Source organism: Streptomyces odonnellii, assembly GCF_000981895.1.
Taxonomy (GTDB): Bacteria; Actinomycetota; Actinomycetes; order Streptomycetales; family Streptomycetaceae; genus Streptomyces; species Streptomyces odonnellii.
This window is the reverse complement of record NZ_LATD01000032.1, coordinates 1-19,523: the sequence shown is the minus strand read 5'-3', so window position 1 is coordinate 19,523 and position 19,523 is coordinate 1. Positions and strand designations below refer to the sequence as shown.

At 70.8% G+C, this 19,523-nt stretch carries 21 protein-coding genes and 5 tRNA genes; 20 read left to right on the top strand and 6 right to left on the bottom strand.

The window, feature by feature from the left end:
- The first annotated feature begins 208 nt into the window (after nt 1-208).
- From WH07_RS05265 to WH07_RS05240, 6 genes are all read left to right on the top strand, one after another.
- Complete coding sequence (locus tag WH07_RS05265) at nt 209-931, top strand: HAD family hydrolase (protein WP_046495916.1); 723 nt, start codon at nt 209-211, stop codon at nt 929-931.
- A gap of 86 nt (nt 932-1,017) precedes the next feature.
- Nucleotides 1,018-1,089 (top strand) — tRNA-Gln (locus tag WH07_RS05260).
- Nucleotides 1,090-1,108: 19 nt separating this feature from the next.
- Nucleotides 1,109-1,181: transfer RNA gene (locus WH07_RS05255), tRNA-Glu, on the top strand.
- Nucleotides 1,182-1,242: 61 nt separating this feature from the next.
- Nucleotides 1,243-1,315 (top strand) — tRNA-Glu (locus WH07_RS05250).
- A gap of 26 nt (nt 1,316-1,341) precedes the next feature.
- Nucleotides 1,342-1,413: transfer RNA gene (locus WH07_RS05245), tRNA-Gln, on the top strand.
- A gap of 16 nt (nt 1,414-1,429) precedes the next feature.
- A tRNA-Glu gene (locus WH07_RS05240) sits at nt 1,430-1,502 on the top strand.
- Nucleotides 1,503-1,678: 176 nt separating this feature from the next.
- Here the strand turns inward: WH07_RS05240 and ndgR are convergent.
- On the bottom strand, nt 1,679-2,395 hold the full coding sequence (gene ndgR / locus WH07_RS05235; protein ID WP_046495934.1) for an IclR family transcriptional regulator NdgR: 717 nt from the start codon (nt 2,393-2,395) through the stop codon (nt 1,679-1,681).
- A gap of 182 nt (nt 2,396-2,577) precedes the next feature.
- On the opposite strand from ndgR, the gene leuC reads away from it, so the two are divergent.
- The 4 genes from leuC to WH07_RS05215 all read left to right on the top strand — a co-directional run bounded on the left by leuC (nt 2,578) and on the right by WH07_RS05215 (nt 5,764).
- A complete protein-coding gene (gene leuC, locus WH07_RS05230; RefSeq protein WP_046495914.1) occupies nt 2,578-4,017 on the top strand; it encodes a 3-isopropylmalate dehydratase large subunit in 1,440 nt (479 codons plus the stop codon).
- 2 nt (nt 4,018-4,019) lie between these two features.
- The gene (leuD, locus tag WH07_RS05225) at nt 4,020-4,628 is read left to right on the top strand and encodes a 3-isopropylmalate dehydratase small subunit (protein WP_046495913.1); all 609 of its coding nucleotides are present in this window, start codon (nt 4,020-4,022) and stop codon (nt 4,626-4,628) included.
- A gap of 114 nt (nt 4,629-4,742) precedes the next feature.
- On the top strand, nt 4,743-4,970 hold the full coding sequence (locus WH07_RS05220) for an SCO5555 family protein (RefSeq protein WP_046495911.1): 228 nt from the start codon (nt 4,743-4,745) through the stop codon (nt 4,968-4,970).
- A gap of 143 nt (nt 4,971-5,113) precedes the next feature.
- A complete protein-coding gene (locus tag WH07_RS05215; RefSeq protein WP_046495910.1) occupies nt 5,114-5,764 on the top strand; it encodes an HU family DNA-binding protein in 651 nt (216 codons plus the stop codon).
- Between the two features lie 93 nt (nt 5,765-5,857).
- On the opposite strand, the gene WH07_RS05210 is transcribed toward WH07_RS05215, so the two are convergent.
- Both WH07_RS05210 and cofC read right to left on the bottom strand, forming a co-directional pair.
- On the bottom strand, nt 5,858-6,061 hold the full coding sequence (locus WH07_RS05210) for a hypothetical protein (RefSeq protein ID WP_046495908.1): 204 nt from the start codon (nt 6,059-6,061) through the stop codon (nt 5,858-5,860).
- 63 nt (nt 6,062-6,124) lie between these two features.
- Nucleotides 6,125-6,814, bottom strand: coding sequence for a 2-phospho-L-lactate guanylyltransferase (gene cofC / locus WH07_RS05205; RefSeq protein ID WP_106409508.1), 690 nt, complete (start codon nt 6,812-6,814; stop codon nt 6,125-6,127).
- A gap of 157 nt (nt 6,815-6,971) precedes the next feature.
- On the opposite strand from cofC, the gene WH07_RS05200 reads away from it, so the two are divergent.
- The 3 genes from WH07_RS05200 (at nt 6,972) to WH07_RS05190 (ending at nt 9,997) form a co-directional block, all read left to right on the top strand.
- The gene (locus WH07_RS05200) at nt 6,972-7,724 is read left to right on the top strand and encodes a lysophospholipid acyltransferase family protein (protein WP_046495905.1); all 753 of its coding nucleotides are present in this window, start codon (nt 6,972-6,974) and stop codon (nt 7,722-7,724) included.
- Complete coding sequence (locus tag WH07_RS05195) at nt 7,721-8,722, top strand: NAD(P)H-dependent glycerol-3-phosphate dehydrogenase (RefSeq protein ID WP_079022956.1); 1,002 nt, start codon at nt 7,721-7,723, stop codon at nt 8,720-8,722. Before WH07_RS05200 ends, WH07_RS05195 begins: the two co-directional genes overlap by 4 nt.
- 102 nt (nt 8,723-8,824) lie before the next feature.
- The gene (locus tag WH07_RS05190; RefSeq protein ID WP_046495902.1) at nt 8,825-9,997 is read left to right on the top strand and encodes a D-alanine--D-alanine ligase family protein; all 1,173 of its coding nucleotides are present in this window, start codon (nt 8,825-8,827) and stop codon (nt 9,995-9,997) included.
- Nucleotides 9,998-10,024: 27 nt separating this feature from the next.
- Here WH07_RS05190 and WH07_RS05185 read toward each other — a convergent pair whose 3' ends face one another.
- A complete protein-coding gene (locus WH07_RS05185) occupies nt 10,025-10,507 on the bottom strand; it encodes a DUF3515 domain-containing protein (RefSeq protein ID WP_046495900.1) in 483 nt (160 codons plus the stop codon).
- A 20-nt stretch (nt 10,508-10,527) separates the two neighbouring features.
- Nucleotides 10,528-10,761 carry an Lrp/AsnC family transcriptional regulator gene (locus WH07_RS05180; protein ID WP_046495896.1) on the bottom strand — a complete coding sequence of 78 codons (234 nt, stop codon included), beginning with the start codon at nt 10,759-10,761 and terminating at the stop codon, nt 10,528-10,530.
- Nucleotides 10,762-10,907: 146 nt separating this feature from the next.
- On the opposite strand from WH07_RS05180, the gene WH07_RS05175 reads away from it, so the two are divergent.
- Both WH07_RS05175 and thiD read left to right on the top strand, forming a co-directional pair.
- Entirely contained in the window at nt 10,908-11,879 is a 972-nt protein-coding gene (locus tag WH07_RS05175; RefSeq protein ID WP_046495893.1) for a thiamine-phosphate kinase, read from the top strand.
- A gap of 65 nt (nt 11,880-11,944) precedes the next feature.
- A complete protein-coding gene (gene thiD, locus WH07_RS05170) occupies nt 11,945-12,778 on the top strand; it encodes a bifunctional hydroxymethylpyrimidine kinase/phosphomethylpyrimidine kinase (RefSeq protein WP_046495889.1) in 834 nt (277 codons plus the stop codon).
- 111 nt (nt 12,779-12,889) lie between these two features.
- Here the strand turns inward: thiD and rpmB are convergent, their stop codons facing one another.
- A complete protein-coding gene (gene rpmB / locus WH07_RS05165) occupies nt 12,890-13,075 on the bottom strand; it encodes a 50S ribosomal protein L28 (protein ID WP_028426177.1) in 186 nt (61 codons plus the stop codon).
- Between the two features lie 276 nt (nt 13,076-13,351).
- On the opposite strand from rpmB, the gene WH07_RS05160 reads away from it, so the two are divergent.
- The 5 genes from WH07_RS05160 to WH07_RS05140 form a co-directional block, all read left to right on the top strand.
- Nucleotides 13,352-15,049 (top strand): DAK2 domain-containing protein, encoded by a 1,698-nt coding sequence (locus WH07_RS05160; protein WP_046495885.1) that lies wholly within the window; start codon nt 13,352-13,354, stop codon nt 15,047-15,049.
- An 82-nt stretch (nt 15,050-15,131) separates the two neighbouring features.
- Nucleotides 15,132-17,366 carry an ATP-dependent DNA helicase RecG gene (gene recG / locus WH07_RS05155; protein ID WP_046495883.1) on the top strand — a complete coding sequence of 745 codons (2,235 nt, stop codon included), beginning with the start codon at nt 15,132-15,134 and terminating at the stop codon, nt 17,364-17,366.
- Between the two features lie 190 nt (nt 17,367-17,556).
- Nucleotides 17,557-18,141 (top strand): 16S rRNA (guanine(966)-N(2))-methyltransferase RsmD, encoded by a 585-nt coding sequence (rsmD, locus tag WH07_RS05150; RefSeq protein ID WP_046495881.1) that lies wholly within the window; start codon nt 17,557-17,559, stop codon nt 18,139-18,141.
- 26 nt (nt 18,142-18,167) lie between these two features.
- On the top strand, nt 18,168-18,647 hold the full coding sequence (gene coaD, locus WH07_RS05145) for a pantetheine-phosphate adenylyltransferase (RefSeq protein WP_198533724.1): 480 nt from the start codon (nt 18,168-18,170) through the stop codon (nt 18,645-18,647).
- A 98-nt stretch (nt 18,648-18,745) separates the two neighbouring features.
- On the top strand, nt 18,746-19,523 hold a 778-nt coding region (locus WH07_RS05140; protein ID WP_046495876.1), incomplete at its 3' end, for an ATP synthase F0 subunit B.

Here is a 19,523-nt window from a genome sequence, read left to right as displayed (position 1 = left end):
TGTCGGGCGTATGTCTGTCCGCGCCGTGCTCTGGGACATCGACACTGCTTACACCGGGGGGTGACCCCCGGGCCCCCAGCCGGGGGGTTGTCGCGGGTACCGTCGGCGTATGCCTGTCCGCGCCGTGCTCTGGGACATCGACACTGCTCACACCGGGGGGTGACCCCCGGACCCCCAGCCGGCGGGTCGTCGCCGGTACCGTCGGCGTATGCCTATCCGCGCCGTGCTCTGGGATATCGACGACACCCTGTTCGACTACTCCAACGCCGACCGCGTCGGAATGCGGGACCATCTCGTGGCCGAGGGCCTGGACGCCGGATTCGAATCGGCCGACCAGGCCCTCGCGCGCTGGCGGGAGATCACCGATCTGCACTGGGCGCGGTTCTCCGCGGGGGAGACCGACTTCCAGGGGCAGCGGCGCGACCGGGTCCGTACCTTCACCGGCAGCGACGACCTGGGCGACGCCGAGGCGGACGGCTGGTTCGACCGGTACATCGTTCATTACGAAGCCGCCTGGACGCTGTTCCCCGACAGCGTCGCCGTGCTCGACCGGCTCGCGCCCGACTACCGCCAGGCCGTCCTCTCGAACTCCAGCCTCCGCGTCCAGGACCGCAAGCTCTCCGCGCTGGGGGTACGCGATCACTTCGAGGCCGTTCTCTGCGCCGCTGAGCTGGGCGTATCGAAGCCCGACGCCGCCGCCTTCCATGCCGCCTGCGACACCCTCGCCCTGGACCCGCACGAGGTGGTGTACGTGGGCAACGAGCCGGACATCGACGCGGGCGGGGCCGTCGCCGCGGGGCTCGCCGGGGTGTGGCTGGACCGGGCCGGCGTGGGAGGGCGTCCTGAGCTGGTACGGATCACCGATCTCGGCCAGCTTCCCGCTCTGCTGCGCGGTGATACTCGTTTTGGAGCGGTGTCCGCCATCGGGTAATGTTCTTCCTGCGCCGCCCGGGAGGGCCGACAAGTCCGGCCGGGAGCGCAAGCCAAATTAGCCCCCGTACGGGGGTTGAGTTTTGGTGGGCTATGGTGTAATTGGCAGCACGACGGTTTCTGGTTCCGTTAGTCTAGGTTCGAGTCCTGGTAGCCCAGCGCAGATCTTCTCTGCAACGCCCCCGTTGTGTAGCGGCCTAGCACGCTGCCCTCTCACGGCAGTAGCGCCGGTTCGAATCCGGTCGGGGGTACAGATCCTTCTCTCCGATGCCGTCGGGTCGCACCCGGCCGCGTCGATGCAGGATCGCCAGGGCCCCCGTTGTGTAGCGGCCTAGCACGCCGCCCTCTCAAGGCGGTAGCGCCGGTTCGAATCCGGTCGGGGGTACGGGTCTGAGAAGACTTGAACGACCATGGGCTATGGTGTAATTGGCAACACGACGGTTTCTGGTTCCGTTGTTCTAGGTTCGAGTCCTGGTAGCCCAGCGGGACCTCGGTCCACGCCCCCGTTGTGTAGCGGCCTAGCACGCTGCCCTCTCACGGCAGTAGCGCCGGTTCGAATCCGGTCGGGGGTACAGAAAGCAGAGAAAGCCCTTCGTACGCGAAGGGCTTTCTTATTTGCTCCGTGATCGACCCCGGCGTGCTCAACCTCGGCCGCCGGAGCCCCGGTTGAGCGGATTCCCGGCCCGTACCGGCCCGGCCGCTGCGGCGCTGGAGCGGCCGACCGGTGCCAGAAGAGAGGGGCGAGGGCTCAGCCCGAGCGGCGCAGTGCCTCGCTCAGCCGGCTCGCGGCGTCTATCACGGCCTGGGCGTGCATACGGCCCGGATGCCGGGTGAGCCGCTCGATCGGTCCGGATACCGAGACGGCGGCGACCACCCGGTTCGAGGGACCGCGCACCGGCGCCGAGACCGAGGCCACCCCCGGCTCACGCTCGCCGATCGACTGGGCCCACCCCCTACGCCGTACGCCTGAGAGCGCCGTCGCCGTGAACCGGGCACCCTGAAGTCCGCGGTGCAGCCGCTCCGGCTCCTCCCAGGCCATCAGGATCTGGGCCGAGGAGCCCGCCTTCATCGTCAGGGTCGAGCCGACCGGGACCGTGTCCCGCAGTCCGGACAGCCGCTCGGCCGCCGCCACACATATCCGCATGTCACCCTGGCGCCGGTAGAGCTGCGCGCTCTCGCCCGTGACATCCCGCAGATGCGTGAGCACGGGCCCCGCCGTGGCCAGCAGCCGGTCCTCGCCGGCCGCGGCGGCCAGCTCGGCCAGCCGAGGGCCCAGAATGAACCGACCCTGCATGTCCCTCGCCACCATCCGGTGGTGTTCCAGTGCCACGGCCAGCCGGTGGGCCGTGGGCCGTGCGAGCCCGGTCGCCGCGACCAGCCCGGCCAGGGTGGCCGGACCGGACTCCAGAGCGCTCAATACCAGAGCCGCCTTGTCGAGAACGCCGACGCCGCTAGAGTTGTCCATGAAACGATACTCGCGTCTCACTCTGTGAAACGCAAGTTCCTTTTCGCGGAGAACTTGCCAACCTGGTGGGTACGGCCCGCGGACCACGGGCCCCCAGCCGGCGCCCGGGCACGAGGAGAGCGGACGCGGGCCCACATATCTCTAGGAGCGCCGGCCACGACGGACCGGCCGGAGGGAAAGCGATGGGTAGGACACTCGCGGAGAAGGTCTGGGACGACCATGTCGTCCGGCGCGCGGAGGGCGAGCCCGACCTTCTCTTCATCGATCTGCACCTGCTGCACGAGGTGACCAGCCCCCAGGCCTTCGACGGCCTCCGTAAGAGCGGCCGGCAGGTCCGGCGGCTCGACCTCACCATCGCGACCGAGGACCACAACACCCCGACCCTCGACATCGACAAGCCCATCGCGGACCCGGTCTCCCGGGTCCAGTTGGAGACGCTCCGCAAGAACTGCGCGGACTTCGGCGTACGGCTGCACCCGCTGGGCGATGTCGAGCAGGGCGTCGTCCATGTCGTGGGCCCGCAGCTCGGACTGACCCAGCCCGGCACCACCGTGGTGTGCGGCGACAGCCACACCTCCACCCACGGCGCCTTCGGCGCGCTGGCGTTCGGCATCGGCACCAGCCAGGTCGAGCATGTCCTCGCCACCCAGACCCTGCCGCTGGCCCGCCCCAGGACCATGGCCATCACCGTCGGCGGCGAACTCCCCGACGGCGTCACCGCCAAGGACCTGATTCTCGCCGTGATCGCCAGGATCGGCACCGGCGGCGGCCAGGGCTACATCCTCGAATACCGCGGCCAGGCCATCGAGAAGCTCTCGATGGAGGCCCGGATGACCATCTGCAACATGTCCATCGAGGCCGGCGCCAGGGCGGGCATGATCGCCCCCGATGAGACCACCTTCGCGTATCTGAAGGACCGCGACCACGCCCCCCGCGGCGAGGACTGGGACGCGGCGGTCGCGTACTGGAAGACGCTGCGCACCGACGACGACGCGGTCTTCGACGCCGAGGTCTTCATCGACGCCACGGAACTGGCCCCGTTCGTCACCTGGGGCACCAACCCCGGCCAGGGCGCGCCGCTCTCCTCGCACGTCCCCGACCCCGCTTCGTACGAGGACGCTTCGGAGCGGCACGCCGCCGAAAAGGCCCTGGAGTACATGGGGTTGACCGCCGGGCAGGCGCTGCGCGACATCAGCGTGGACACCGTCTTCGTAGGCTCGTGCACCAACGGCCGTATCGAGGACCTGCGCTCGGCGGCCTCCATCCTGGACGGCCGCAAAGTCGCCGACGGCGTAAGGATGCTGGTGGTCCCCGGTTCGGTACGGGTCGCCCTCCAGGCCGTGGAGGAGGGCCTGGACAAGGTCTTCACCGGCGCGGGCGCCGAGTGGCGGCACGCCGGCTGCTCGATGTGCCTGGGCATGAACCCCGACCAACTCGCGCCCGGCGAGCGCTCCGCGTCCACCTCGAACCGCAACTTCGAGGGCAGGCAGGGCAAGGGCGGCCGTACCCATCTCGTCTCGCCCCAGGTCGCCGCCGCCACCGCCGTCCTGGGCCGTCTGGCCTCGCCCGCCGATCTGTCCGACGCCGGTGCCGGCGCCCCTACGCCCGCTGGAGCGCGATAACCATGGAAGCCTTCACCACCCACACCGGCCGCGCGGTCCCGCTGCGCCGCAGCAATGTCGACACCGACCAGATCATTCCGGCGCACTGGCTCAAGAAGGTCACCCGCGACGGCTTCGAGGACGGGCTGTTCGAGGCCTGGCGCAAGGACCCGGAGTTCGTGCTCAACCAGCCCCGGTACGCGGGCGCCACGGTGCTGGTCGCCGGACCCGACTTCGGCACCGGCTCCTCCCGCGAACACGCCGTATGGGCCCTGCAGAACTACGGTTTCAAGGCCGTCATCTCGTCCCGGTTCGCCGATATCTTCCGCGGCAACTCGCTCAAGAACGGTCTGCTGACCGTGGTTCTGGACCAGCCGGTCGTCGACGCCCTCTGGGAGATCGCGGAGAGCGACCCCGAGGCCGAGATCACCGTGGACCTCGAAGCACGCCAGGTCAGGGCCGCCGCAGCCGACGGGCCCGGGCTCACCGCTGATTTCGAGCTGGACGAGAACGCCCGCTGGCGGCTGCTGAACGGGCTCGACGACATCAGCCTCACCCTTCAGAACGAAGCGGAGATCGCCGCCTACGAAGCCGCCAGGCCGTCCTTCAAACCACGGACCATTACCGCCTGATCAGGCCTGATCGGCGTCTCTCCCCGACCGCACCCCCTGCCCTCCGGCAGGGGGTGCGGTCGCTTGTTGAGCCCCCCTCGGGCGACAACTCGCCCCAGATGGCACAATCGGTGCATGGAACGCGACAGCCAACTCAAGCTCTACGGGTTGGTCGCCGAACAACTGAAGGAAGCGCACACAAGGGTGCGCACGCTGCAAGTCCCGGAGAGTGTACGGATGGCGCTCTCGCGGAAGCTGCTGGTCATCACGGCCGCGGCGAAACACGATCTCCCGGACGCGGCAAGGCGTCTGGAGCGCTTGGTGAAGGACCTCGACGAGGGTCGTTTTCCCGAAGGTGACTGACCTCCGCGGATCTCCGCCAGGTCGACTTCGTTGCGGCACTAGGGTGATTAGCCCGTTTCGTGTTTGATTTGCGGTATATATCTGCCTAACGTGCGAAAAAGCTTGAACACTTTCGTTCTGGCAATGTCTCCGAAGGGGAAGACGTGAACAAGGCGCAGCTCGTAGAAGCGATTGCGGACAAGGTAGGCGGCCGTCAGCAGGCCGCGGACGCGGTCGACGCGGTACTCGACGCCATCGTCCGCGCGGTCGTCGCCGGTGACCGCGTCTCGGTCACCGGTTTCGGCTCGTTCGAGAAGGTCGACCGCCCGGCCCGCTACGCCCGTAACCCGCAGACGGGTGAGCGCGTCCGGGTCAAGAAGACCTCGGTGCCCCGCTTCCGCGCAGGACAGGGGTTCAAGGACCTGGTCAGCGGCTCGAAGAAGCTTCCCAAGAACGATGTGGCCGTCAAGAAGGCCCCCAAGGGCAGCCTCTCCGGCGGGGTTTCCGCCCGTACGACCGTGAAGGCCGCGGCCAAGAAGGCCACCGCCAAGACGGCCGCGGCCCGCAAGACCGCGGTCAAGAAGACCACCGCGGCGAAGAAGACCGCGGTCAAGAAGACGACAGCCGCCAAGAAGACGGCGGGGAAGAAGACGACGGCGGCGAAGAAGACCGCCAAGAAGGCCACCGCCACGGCCAAGAAGGCCACCGCGAAGAAGACCGCGCCGGCCAAGAAGGCCACGGCCAAGAAGGCGCCCGCCAGGAAGGCGGCCGCACGCACCACCACCGCGAAGAAGACCGTCACCAGGGGGAAGTGAGCGGTTACAGAGCCACACGCGCCGGGCCGGGCTCCTCTCCGGGAGCCCGGCCCGCGGCGTGTCGGAGGTGCCCGAAGTGCCGGAGCGCGCGCGTCAGAACGTGTACAGCGTCACCAGCGTGATCCGCAGTGACGCGCCCTCGCCCTCGGTCTCGATCCGTACGCGCTGCCCCGGACGCAGCATCCGCAGCCCGCCGGCGTCGAACGCCGCCGTGTCGAACTCCACCGGGGTGCCGTCGTCCAGCAGCACGCTCCCGGCGCGGGTTTCGGAGTCGTAGGTGTACGAAGTGGCCTGCATGGCGGCAGCGTACCGCCGCTCCCGCGCCCGTGCCGTGCCTACGCCGCCCGGAGCCCCGGCTGTTCAGATTCCCGGCCGGTGTGCGGGAAGCGGGCCGTGCGCCGCGTACCGCAGAGCCGTGTGCGGGCCCAGACCCAGCTCCGCGGCCACCAGCAGATCGGCACCCGTATCCACATCACGCCGTACGGAATCCACGCCGGCCAGGACAATTTCCACCGCGCCCGACGACAAATGCCGAAGGCGGCTCGGACCGCCGAAAGCCGGATTCAATTCAGTGCCCGCGGCCGCCGTCAGCAATGTCGTACCGATTTCGGCGGCGTCCGCGAGAAAAGCACGCGGAAATGGTTCCGCCGCGGCCAGGACCGCGCCCAGCTCCGCGGGACGCAGTGCCGGGAGGTCGGCGTTGAGCACGGCCACCGCGGCGCGCGGGCGCCCCGCCCTGACCGCCCGCGCGCCATGCGCCAGCGCCGCGTTGAGACCGTCCGCCGGGGAGTCCGGCACGATGCGCGCGCCCAGCGCCGCCAGCTCGGCCGCCGCCGTCGGGTCGTCCGTGACGACCGCCACATCCCGTACCGCCGGGCAGGCCAGCGCCGCGGCCACGGTGTCCTGTGCGAAGGCCAGCGCGAGCCGTGGCCGCAGGGTCTCGCCCGCGGCCACGGCGAGCCTGCTCTTGGCCAGCCGCAGGGGCTTCAGCGGAACGACCAGGGACCAGCGCGAGGTCGGGTCGGTGTCCGTGGCGAACTCTCCGTCCATGTGAATCGGCCCTCTATTGTGGCCCGGCACCGTGACGGCCCACAGGGCCGGTCCAGGAAGCGGGGCGTACGGTGTTCTCGACAGAGCAGGGGCCCGGGGCGACACTTGACCCCCGGCAGCCGGGCAATGAGCCAGGCGCGAAGAGGAAGGTGTCCGAGTGTCCCGCCGCAGAATCGGCTTCTGGTACCGCCTGGCGGCCGTCATCGCCAAACCGCCGCTGGTCGTTCTGTTCAAGCGGGACTGGCGAGGCCAGGAACACATTCCGGCCGACGGCGGATTCATCACCGCGGTCAACCACAACTCCTATCTGGACCCTCTCTCCTACGCGCACTTCCAGTACAACACCGGACGCGTGCCAAGATTCCTGGCGAAGGCCGGACTCTTCCAGGGTTCCTTTGTCGGCATGATGCTCCGGGGCACCGGCCAGATTCCCGTCTACCGCGAGACGACCGACGCGCTGGACGCGTTCCGCGCCGCCGTCGACGCCATCGGGCGCGGGGAATGCGTCGCCTTCTACCCCGAGGGCACCCTCACCCGTGACCCCGACATGTGGCCGATGACCGGCAAGACCGGCGCCGCCCGGGTCGCCCTGCTCACCAAGGCCCCGGTCATTCCCGTCGCGCAGTGGGGCGCCAATCTGGCGATGCCGCCGTACGCGAAGGAGAACCGCTTCCAGTTCTTTCCCCGCAAGACACTGAAGGTGCTGGCCGGCCCACCGGTCGATCTCTCCCGGTTCGAAGGCCAGGAACCCACCCCCGAACTGCTCCGTGAGGCGACCGAGGTCATCATGGCCGCCATCACGGAACTGCTCTCCGAGGTACGCGGAGAGCCGGTGCCCGAGGCCCTGTACGACCATCGCAAGGCCCGGGCGGAACAGCGGCGCAAAGCCGCGGAAGAGGGGTCCAAGTGACGCGGGTCGCGGTCTTCGCAGCGGGTTCGTGGGGCACGGCATTCGCCATGATCCTCGCCGACGCGGGATGCGAGGTGACGATCTGGGGCCGCCGCGCGGAAGTCGTCGACGCCATCAACACCACCCGGACCAACCCCGACTATCTGCCGGGCTTCGAACTCCCCGTGGGCGTAAGGGCGACGACCGACCCGGCCGAGGCCGCGGACGGCGCCGAGTTCACCGTACTGACCGTGCCCTCGCAGACACTGCGCGGCAACCTCGCCGCCTGGGCGCCCGTCCTGCCCTCCGACACCGTGCTCGTCTCGCTGATGAAGGGCGTCGAACTCGGCACGGCCAAGCGGATGAGCGAGGTGATCGAGGAGGTCGCCAAGGCACCGGCCGAGCGGGTCGCGGTGATCACCGGACCCAATCTCGCCAAGGAGATCGCCGGCCGGATGCCTGCCGCGGCCGTGGTCGCCTGCCGCGACGAGTCGGTCGCGCAGCGGCTCCAGTCCGCCTGCCACACCCCGTACTTCCGCCCGTACACCAACACCGACGTGGTCGGCTGCGAACTCGGCGGCGCGGTCAAGAACGTGATCGGTCTCGCGGTCGGCATCGCCGACGGCATGGGGCTCGGCGACAACACCAAGGCCTCCCTGATGACCCGGGGGCTCGCCGAGACCACCCGGCTCGGGCTCGCCATGGGCGCCGACCCGCACACCTTCTCCGGCCTCGCCGGCATGGGCGATCTGATCGCCACCTGCTCCTCGCCGCTCTCCCGCAACCACACCTTCGGCACCAACCTCGGCCGCGGGATGACCCTCCAGGAGACCATCGCGGTCACCAGCCAGACCGCCGAGGGCGTCAAGTCCTGCGAGTCCGTGCTCGATCTGGCCCGGCGCCACGCCGTCGAGATGCCGATCACGGAGACGGTCGTGGACATCGTCCACAACGGGAAGTCGCCGCTCGTCGCGGTCAAGGAGCTGATGGGGCGCAGCGCCAAGCCCGAGCGGGTCTGACCCCGGGCGGGTGCGACCGGCCGGCGGGCGCCGCCGACTCGGCGGCGAGCGACGGCGAGCGACGCTGACTCATGCGCTACCACCAGGTACGCTCATCGCGATATGAGCAGCGAGAACTCCTCCCAGAGCCCTGAGCAGCAGCTCCGCAAGCCGCGCGTGGCCGTCGTCTTCGGCGGCCGTAGCTCCGAGCACGCCATTTCGGTGGTCACGGCCGGAGCCGTACTGCGGTCCATCGACCGTACGAAGTACGACGTCCTGCCCATCGGGATCACCACCGACGGACGCTGGGCGCTCACCGCCGACGACCCCGAGCGGATGGCCATCGCCGACCGCGCCCTGCCGAGCGTCGAGCAGCTCGCCGAGTCCACGGAGGGCGGGGTCGTCCTCTCCGTGGACCCCGGCAACCGCGAGGTCGTCTACAGCGAGCCGGGCTCCGTGCCCAAGGCGCTGGGCGAGGTCGATGTCGTCTTCCCCGTACTGCACGGCCCGTACGGCGAGGACGGCACCCTCCAGGGGTTGCTCGAACTCTCCGGAGTCCCCTATGTCGGCGCCGGGGTCCTGGCCTCGGCCGTCGGGCAGGACAAGGAGTACATGAAGCGGGTGTTCACCTCCTTCGGGCTGCCGGTCGGCCCGTATCTGGTGATCAGGCCCCGCGAATGGGAGCAGGGACCCGAAGGTGCCGAGGGCGCCGGTGCCCGCAAGAAGATCGTGGACTTCGCCGCGGAGCACGGCTGGCCGCTCTTCGTGAAGCCCGCGCGCGCCGGTTCGTCCATGGGCATCACCAAGGTCGACGGTCCCTCGGGGCTCGACGAAGCGATCGCCGAGGCACAGCGCCACGACCCCAAGATCCTCATCGAGTCGCTGCTGCGCGGGCGCGAGATCGAGTGCGGGGTGCTGGAGTTCGAGGACGGGCCGCGGGCCAGTGTGCCCGCCGAGATCCCGCCGGTCACCGCGCACGACTTCTACGACTTCGAGGCCAAGTACATCGACTCGGCCACCGGTCTGGTGCCCGCGCCGCTCACCGAGGAGCAGACCGCGGAGGTACGGCGGCTCGCGGTCGAGGCGTTCGAGGCGGCGTCCTGCGAGGGGCTGGTCCGCGCGGACTTCTTCCTCACCGAGGACGGCGGGTTCGTGATCAACGAGATCAACACGATGCCCGGCTTCACGCCGATCTCCATGTATCCGCGGATGTGGCAGGAGAGCGGTGTGGGGTACGCGGAGCTGATCGACCGGCTGATCCAGGCGGCGCTGCGCCGTCCGACCGGTCTGCGCTGACGGCGGGGACTCCGGGCCGTACGCGCGTCAGAGGCTCGGCGGGATCGTCTTCGCGACCGGCCCGGCGAGCCGCGCGAGCGGAGTGGAGTCGTGCGCGAACCGCGCGTCCATCGTGACCTCCACATAGGTCTCGCGGTACGTGGTGGTGAACCGCGGGCCCGAGTCCCGCTCCTCCAGCATCCAGTTGACGCCGTCCGCCTCCACCGCCTTCGCCCGGGGATCGCTCATCCCCTCGGGCCGGGGGACGCCGCAGCGCAGTACGATCGCGGCGTCCCCCCACCCGGCGGTCAGTTCGGAGCGCGGTTCGGGATCGTTCCGGCCGAGATCCCCGATGCTGCCTGGCAGTTCCCCGTGCAGAGCCCGGCACAGCGCCGCCTCTCCCGGGGGCGGAGCGGGAACCGCGACCGACGGCGCGTCCTGAGAGGCACAGCCCGCCGACGCCGCCAGCAGAAGGACGGCGGACAGGCAGGCGGAACGGCGGCCGGATAGCCTGCGGCGGGAACGGGTCACCGGCCAAGGGTAAACGGGGGTCAGAGGTGCACGACCGGGCAGGTCAGGGTGCGGGTGATGCCGTCCACTTGCTGGATCTTGGCGACCACCATGCGCCCCAGCTCATCGACGGTGTCCGCCTGAGCGCGCACGATCACATCGTAGGGACCGGTGACGTCCTCGGCCTGGGTCACTCCCGGAATCTTGGCGATGGTCTCGGCGACGGTCGTCGCCTTGCCCACCTCGGTCTGAATAAGGATGTACGCCTGTACCACGGAACCTCCAGGGCGGCCACGAGGATCATGTGGGGAGAAGGGACGCCACGGTATCGCGTCGCCACGGGCCGCGGGGAGACCCGGGGTCCCGGTGGCGCCCACGGGTCGGTGTACGGCAGACAGAAGTTGACGAGAGGGGAGTCTCGGTGAAGGGAACCGTGGGCGAGTTGGGGGAGTTCGGACTCATCAGAGAACTCACGTCCCGGCTCACCACCACCCCGGCGGTCCGGCTCGGGCCGGGCGACGACGCCGCGGTCGTGGCCGCGCCCGACCGACGGGTCGTGGCGAGTACGGATCTGCTGCTGGAGGGGCGGCACTTCCGCCGCGACTGGTCGACGGCGTACGACGTGGGCCGCAAGGCCGCCGCGCAGAACCTCGCCGACATCGCGGCGATGGGCGCGGTCCCCACCGCGCTGCTGCTCGGTCTGGTCGTACCGGCCGAACTGCCGGTGACCTGGCCCACCGAGCTGATGGACGGCATCAGGGACGAGTGCCAGGTCGCGGGCGCGGCGGTGGTCGGCGGCGATGTCGTACGGGGGGACACCATCACCATCGCCATCACCGCCCTCGGCGATCTCCGCAACCACGAGCCGGTGACCCGGTCCGGTGCCCGGCCCGGTGACGTGGTCGCGTACACCGGGTGGCTGGGCTGGTCGGCGGCCGGGCACGCGGTGCTCTCGCGCGGTTTCCGCTCGCCGCGTGCCTTCGTCGAGGCGCACCGCAGACCGGAGCCGCCGTACCACGCGGGCCCCGCGGCGGCCGGGCTCGGTGCCACCGCCATGACCGATGTGAGCGACGGACTGGTCGCGGACCTCGGGCATATCGCGGAGGCCGGCAAGGTCCGTATCGATCTGCGCTCCGGACTGATCGACATCCCCTCGCAGATGAACGACATCGGCCAGGCCGTCGGCATCGATCCGCTCCAGTGGGTGCTTACCGGGGGCGAGGACCACGCGATCGTCGCCACCTTCCCGCCCGATGTGAAGCTGCCGGCCCGCTGGAAGGTGATCGGCGAGGTGCTCAATGTCTCGGCGCTGCCCCAGGTGACGGTCGACGGGGCGCCCTGGACCAGCAAGGGCGGCTGGGACCACTTCGGGGACATCGAGGACCACCGGTAGGGAGACCGGCGGTGGACTAGCGGGCGGCGGATCCGGGGAGCGCGGAGGGCAGTAGATTCGGGCCCATGGCGATACCCGTATCCGTACCCGGACCAGCTCTCCCGTCCGCGCCTCCCCGTGTGCTGACCGTCGCCGGATCCGACTCCGGCGGCGGTGCCGGCATCCAGGCGGATCTCAAGACCATGCTGGCCCTCGGCGCCCACGGCATGAGCGTCCTCACCGCCGTCACGGCACAGAACTCCCTCGGTGTGCACGGTGCCTGGGAGCTGCCCGTGGACGCGGTACGGGCCCAGTACCGGGCGGTCGTCGACGACATCGGCGTTCAGGCGGTGAAGACCGGAATGCTTTCCTCCGCCGTGCTCGTCGAGACCGTCGCCGCACTCCTCACGGACACCGGCGCCCCCGTGGTCGTCGACCCGGTCGGGGTGTCCAAGCACGGTGATCCGCTGCTGGCCGCCTCGGCGCTGGACGGCGTACGGACCCTGCTGCTGCCGGTCGCGACCGTCGCCACCCCCAATCTGGACGAGGTGGCCCAGCTCACCGGGGTACGGGTGGAGAGCGAGGCGGACCTGCGGCGCGCGGCGGACGCCCTGCTGGAGTTCGGGCCCCGGTGGGCACTGATCAAGGGCGGGCATCTGCCGGGCGACGCGGTGGATCTGCTCACCGACGGCAGCGAGGAGCACTGGCTGCGGTCACCGCGCCATGACAACCGGCACACCCATGGCACCGGCTGCACACTTGCGTCGGCCGTCGCCGCCGGGCTGGCGGGCGGGAAGGGCGTGGTGGAGGCGGTGGTGGCCGCCAAGGAGTATGTGACGGGGGCGATCGAGCACGGTTTCCCGCTGGGCGCGGGCATCGGCCCGGTGGATCACGCCTGGCGCTTCCGCGGGACGGTCTGAGAACACCGCGCCGCATATGGCCGGCCGCTGTGGCGGCATGGCAAAAAGCCGGTCCACCGAGGTGGACCGGCTTTTCAAGGCAACCGCAGGGGCTGCGCTACGACGCGGGCGTCAGCGCGAGACCTTGCCGGCCTTGATGCACGAGGTGCAGACGTTGAGCCGCTTCGGCGTCCGACCGACCACGGCACGCACACGCTGGATGTTCGGGTTCCAGCGACGGGGCGTACGGCGGTGCGAGTGGGAAATGCTGTTGCCGAAGCCCGGCCCCTTGCCGCAGACGTCGCAGTTGGCAGCCACGGGTCACTCCAAAGACTTCAGATGCACGTACAGAGATATCCGGCGGCCGGAATCAGTGACTTCAGTGACTGATGTGGCGTTGCCGGGGGAATGGCCCGACTCTCATCGGGCAACCGAAGCAGCATACAACGCCTGCCTCGGCACCACGAAACTACCATGGCCCGGACCGGCCCCTGCCCGCCCGGCCCGTACCGCCGCCCGGACACGCTCCGGCCCGCCGCACGCGGGCTACCCTGCGTGCAGCCCGCATCCAGGCCGCTCAAGGAGGACCATCAGGTGCCGCAGACCCTCGACGCCGCAGAGGTGCGGAACTGGTGCTCGCTGGCGCTGGAGGCCCTCGGCCGGGAGCGCGAGGAGATCGACGCGATCAATGTCTATCCGGTCGCGGACGGTGACACCGGCACCAATCTCTATCTGACCGTGGAGTCCGCGGCGCGGGCGGTCGAGGCGGTCTTCGCGGCGCACGAGACCGGTCCGACCGTGCCGGCGGCGGCCGATGCCGTACGGGCCATGGCGCATGGCGCGCTGATCGGGGTGAAGGGGAATTCCGGCACGATCCTGGCGCAGTTGCTGCGCGGGATGGCGGAGGTGCTGGCCGCCCCGGCGGCCGACGGGAGCCCCACCGGTCCCGCCGGGGACCGGATCGCGGCGGCGCTGCGGCGGGCCGCCGGGCTGGCCCGCGCGGCCGTCGTCCACCCCGTCGAGGGCACCATGCTCAGCGTGGCCTCCGCGGCGGCGGAGGCGGCCGAGGCGGCGGTGGCGGAGCAGGGGCGGAGGGCGCGGGACGGGGCGCCCGGCGATGGAGCTGCCACCGTACGAGCCGCGTACGCCGGAGCGCGCGCCGCCCTCGACGCGACCCCGGACCAGCTCGCCGTACTCGCGCGCGCCGGTGTCGTCGACGCGGGCGGGCGCGGACTGCTCGCGGTCCTGGGCGCGCTGGTGCAGTCCGTCACCGGCGAGGCACCGGCCGCCTTTCCGGTACGGAAGCGCCGCCCGGAGGACCACGCCGGGCCCGCCGCGCCCGCCGGGCCCGATGCCGTCACCGAGGTCCTGTCCTGTCCGGCCGACGACGGGCCGTCCTTCGAGGTGATCTATCTGCTGGAGGCGGACGACTGTGCCGTGGCCCGGCTGCGGGACCGGCTCGACCGGCTGGGCGACTCCCTGGTCATCGGTGGCGGCGACGGGCTGTGGAACGTCCATGTCCATGTCGACGACGCGGGCGCCGCGGTGGAGGCCGGGGTCGAGGCGGGCCGCCCGTACCGGATCCGTATCAGCCACTTCGGCGCCGCCGCCGCGGAGCGGTCCGCACGGACCCAGCGGGCCGTCGTCGCGGTCGTCCCGGGCGAGGGGCTCGCGGTGCTCTGCGCGGACGCCGGCGCGACGACCGTACTTGCGCGCCCCGGGGAGCCGCCCGCCAGCGGCGAGTTGGTCGAGGCGATCCGCCGCGCGCACGCCCGTGAGGTGGTGCTGCTGCCGAACGACACCGGGCTCCACCACACCGCGGCCGCCGCCGCGGAGCAGGCGCGCGCCGACGGGGTACGGGTCGCCCTCATCCCCACCCGGGCCGCCGTCCAGGGCCTCGCCGCGCTCGCCGTGCACCAGCCCGACCGCCGCTTCGACGAGGACGTGGTCGCGATGACCACCGCCGCCGGGGCCACCCGCTACGCCGAACTGGCCGTCGCCGAACGGCAGTCGTGGACCATGGCCGGGATCTGCCAGGCCGGCGATGTCCTCGGGCTGATCGACGGGGATGTGGCGGTGATCGGCACCGGTCTCGCCGCCACCGCCGAGGCCGTGCTCTCCCGGATGCTGGCGGCCGGCGGCGAACTGGTGACCCTGGTGCTGGGCGAGGATGTGCCGGACGCTCTCGCCGACCGTCTGGAGGAGTACGTACGGGACGGGTATCTGGCCGTCGACACGGTGGTCTACCGGGGCGGCCGGCAGTCCGTGCCCCTGCTGGTCGGCGTGGAGTAGCAACCCCGGGCACCGGCTGCGGCACGGCTTTGACCTGCGGGAACACCGGGGTGCGCGACGCATGTCGGTGCTGTGGTGTGCAATGGAACGCGTGTCCGCGCTGGATGAACCCCTCAAGAAGTCGCTCGGCCCCGCCACCGCGAAGGTGATGGGCGAGCAGCTGGGCCTGCACACGGTAGGCGATCTGCTGCACCACTACCCCCGGCGGTACGAGGAGCGCGGCCAGCTCACCACGCTCGCCGATCTGCCGCTGGACGAGGACGTCACGGTCGTCGCCCAGGTCGCCGACTCGCGGATCCTGACGTTCAACCAGGGCCGGGGCCAGCGGCTGGAGATCACCCTCACCGACGGCAGCGGCCGGCTCCAACTGGTCTTCTTCGGCAGGGGAATCCACAAACCGCACAAGGAACTGCCGCCCGGCAGCCGGGGGATGTTCGCCGGCAAGGTCTCCGTCTTCAACCGCAAGCTCCAGCTCGCGCACCCCACCTATGTGCCGCTGGGCCGGGAGGGCGCCGGCTCCGTGGCGGACGCGGCGAGCGCCGTGGACGACTTCGCGGGCAAGCTCATCCCGATCTACCCGGCCTGCAAGGGGCTGGAGTCCTGGAAGATCACCAAGGCGGTCGACGCCGTACTGCCCAGGGCCGTCGAGGCCGTCGACCCGCTGCCGCCCGCGCTGCGCGAGGGCCGCGGCTTCGTCCCCCTGCCCGAGGCCCTGCTCAAGGTCCACCGGCCCGACACCAAGGCGGACATCGAGGACGCCCGGCAGCGGCTGAAGTGGGACGAGGCCTTCGTCCTCCAGGTCGCCCTCGCCCGGCGGCGGTTCGCCGACGCGCAGTTGCCCGCCGTGGCCCGTGAGCCGGTCGCGGACGGGGTGCTCGACGCGTTCGACGCGCGGCTGCCCTTCACCCTCACCGACGGCCAGCGCAAGGTCACCGCCGAGATCTTCGCGGACCTCGCCACCGAACACCCCATGCACCGGCTGCTCCAGGGCGAGGTCGGTTCCGGCAAGACCCTGGTCGCGCTGCGGGCGATGCTCACGGTCGTCGACGCGGGCGGCCAGGCGGCCATGCTGGCGCCCACCGAGGTCCTCGCCCAGCAGCACCACCGCTCGATCACGGAGATGATGGGCGAGCTGGCCCAGGGCGGGATGCTCGGCGGCGCCGAGCACGCCACCAAGGTCGTGCTGCTCACCGGCTCCATGGGCGTCGCAGCGCGCCGTCAGGCCCTGCTCGACCTGGTCACCGGCGAGGCGGGGATCGTGATCGGGACGCACGCCCTGATCGAGGACAAGGTGCGGTTCCACGACCTGGGGCTGGTCGTGGTGGACGAGCAGCACCGCTTCGGTGTGGAGCAGCGCGACGCGCTCCGTTCCAAGGGCAAGCAGCCGCCGCATCTGCTGGTGATGACCGCCACCCCGATTCCCCGTACGGTCGCGATGACGGTCTTCGGCGATCTGGAGACCTCCGTCCTGGACCAGCTCCCGGCCGGGCGCTCCCCGATCGCCAGCCATGTGGTGCCCGCCCAGGACAAGCCGCACTTCCTCGCGCGCGCCTGGGAGCGGGTGCGGGAGGAGGTCGGCAAGGGCCACCAGGCGTATGTGGTCTGCCCGCGCATCGGCGACGACGATGACGATGCCGGGAAGCCCGGCGGCAACGGCAAGACCCGGAAGGCCGGGAAGGCCGCCGCCGAGGAAGCGGAGAAGCGGCCGCCACTGGCCGTGGTCGAGGTCGCCGAGCAACTCACCAAGGGGCCGCTGGCAGGTCTCCGTATCGAGGTCCTGCACGGCAGGATGCAGCCGGACGACAAGGACACCGTGATGCGCCGCTTCGCCGCCGGCGAGGTGGATGTCCTGGTCGCGACCACGGTCATCGAGGTCGGGGTGAACGTCCCCAACGCCACCGCGATGGTGATCATGGACGCGGACCGGTTCGGTGTCTCGCAGCTCCACCAGCTCCGCGGCCGGGTCGGCCGGGGCTCGGCGCCCGGCCTCTGCCTGCTGGTGACCGACATGCCGGAGGCGAGCCCCGCCCGGGCCAGGCTCCGCGCGGTCGCCGACACGCTCGACGGCTTCGAGCTGTCCCGTATCGACCTCGAACAGCGCCGCGAGGGCGATGTGCTCGGCCAGGCCCAGTCCGGGGCGCGCTCCTCGCTGCGCATGCTCGCGGTCATAGACGACGAGGAGGTCATCGCGGCGGCGCGCGAGGAGGCCACCGCGGTGGTCGCCCGCGATCCGGAGCTGACGGACTCGCCCGAGCTGCGTACGGCACTGGAAGCGCTGCTGGACACGGAACGCGAGCAGTTCCTCGACAAGGGGTGACGAGGAAGACCGGGAAAAGGAAGGGGCGCCCCGGGCGGGCACGTCCGAGGGGCCGGGGCGGCCGGCGGCACCGGCCGGGCCCGCCCGGTGCGTACGCCATATCGTGGGGGCGAGACCTTCCGCACCGCACGGAGCTCCCGGAGCTCTCCGGCCTCCGGGCCTCCGCCCACGACCCGAGGACCCGACACCCATGACCCGCGTGATCGCCGGTGCCGCCGGCGGACGCCGCCTCGCCGTACCGCCCGGGAACGGCACCCGCCCCACCTCAGACCGGGCGCGCGAGGGACTCTTCGGCACCTGGCAGTCGCTCCTCGGCACCCTCGACTCCGTCCGGATCGCCGACCTGTATGCGGGCTCGGGCGCCGTCGGCCTGGAGGCGCTCTCGCGCGGCGCCGCCCACGCCCTCCTCGTCGAGGCCGACAGCCGCGCCGCCCGAACGGTCCGCGAGAACGTACGGGCACTGGGACTGCCCGGCGCGGAGGTCCGTACCGGCAGGGCCGAGCAGATCGTCCGGGGACCCGCCCCGGACACCCCGTACGACCTGGTGTTCCTCGATCCGCCGTACGCCGTCGGCGACGACGATCTTCGGGAGATCCTGCTCACACTCCGCACGAGGGGGTGGCTCAGCGGCGATGCCGTCGCCACCGTGGAACGGAGCACCAGGAGCGGGGAGTTCGGCTGGCCGGAGGGTTTCACACCACTGCGGTCCCGTCGCTACGGCGAGGGAACGCTTTGGTACGGTCGCGCCGCCTCAGCGTGCGAAGCCGCACCATGACCGGACCGGAGAGCGAGGGAGTTCAGTTGCGCCGCGCCGTCTGTCCGGGGTCCTTCGACCCCATCACCAATGGACATCTCGACATCATCGCCCGCGCTTCCAAGCTGTACGACGTCGTACATGTCGCGGTAATGATCAACCAGTCCAAGAAGGGGCTGTTCACCATCGAGGAGCGGATCGCGCTGATCCGCGAGGTGACCGCCGAATTCGGCAATGTCGAGGTCGAGGCCTTCCACGGGCTGCTGGTCGACTTCTGCAAGGAACGGGACATCCCCGCCATCGTGAAGGGGCTGCGGGCCGTCAGTGACTTCGACTACGAGCTGCAGATGGCCCAGATGAACAATGGCCTCTCGGGTGTGGAGACCCTGTTCGTCCCCACCAACCCGACCTACAGCTTCCTGTCGTCGTCCCTGGTCAAAGAGGTCGCGACCTGGGGCGGAGACGTCTCCCACCTGCTGCCCCCGGCCGTCCACACGGCCCTGATGGAACGCCTCGGCAAGCGCTGAGGGACTGACTGCGCGTCACCCGGTGTCGGACGGGCTCGCCGTGGCCTTACAGTCGATGCGTCCGTCTTCCAACCAGTCTGAGAGAGTGGCGAGCACCGGTGGACGTGCAGAAGAAGCTCGACGAGATCGTCGACACGGTGGGCAGCGCCCGCTCCATGCCCATGTCGGCGTCCTGCGTGGTGAACCGCGCCGAGCTGCTCGCGATGCTCGAAGAGGTACGGGAAGCGCTGCCGCAGTCGCTGGCGCAGGCCCAGGAGCTGCTCGGCGGCCACGAGCAGCTCGCCGAGCAGGCCAGGCAGGAGGCCGAGCGCATCATCGGGGCGGCGCACACCCAGCGCACCGCACTGGTCTCCGACACCGCGATCGCCCGCCAGTCCCAGGAGGAGGCGGCCAGGATCCTCGACGAGGCCCGCAGGGAGGCCGAGGAGATCCGCGCCGAGGCGGACGACTACGTCGACTCCAAGCTCGCCAACTTCGAGGTCGTCCTCACCAAGACCATCGGCTCCGTCGACCGTGGCCGGGAGAAGCTGCTCGGCCGTGGTCCCGGCGCCGACGGGCACGGATACGGCTCGCCCGACGGCGGTGACGCCGACGACGCCGATGACGCACCCGAGTACAGCGCCGACCCCGACACCCTGATCCGGCGCGCCGACGACTATGTGGACGCCAAGCTCGGCGCCTTCGAGGCCGTGCTGTCCAAGACCCTCGAAGCGGTCGGACGGGGCCGCCAGAAGCTGCACGGCCGTACCGCCTCGGACGACCTCGGGGCACACATGGCGGCGCAGGACGCGGCGGGCCCGCAGGGACGCGGCAGCGACGAGGACTATCTGGCGGGCCTCGCGGACATCCCCGCCACGCCCCCCGCCCCCGTGGTCC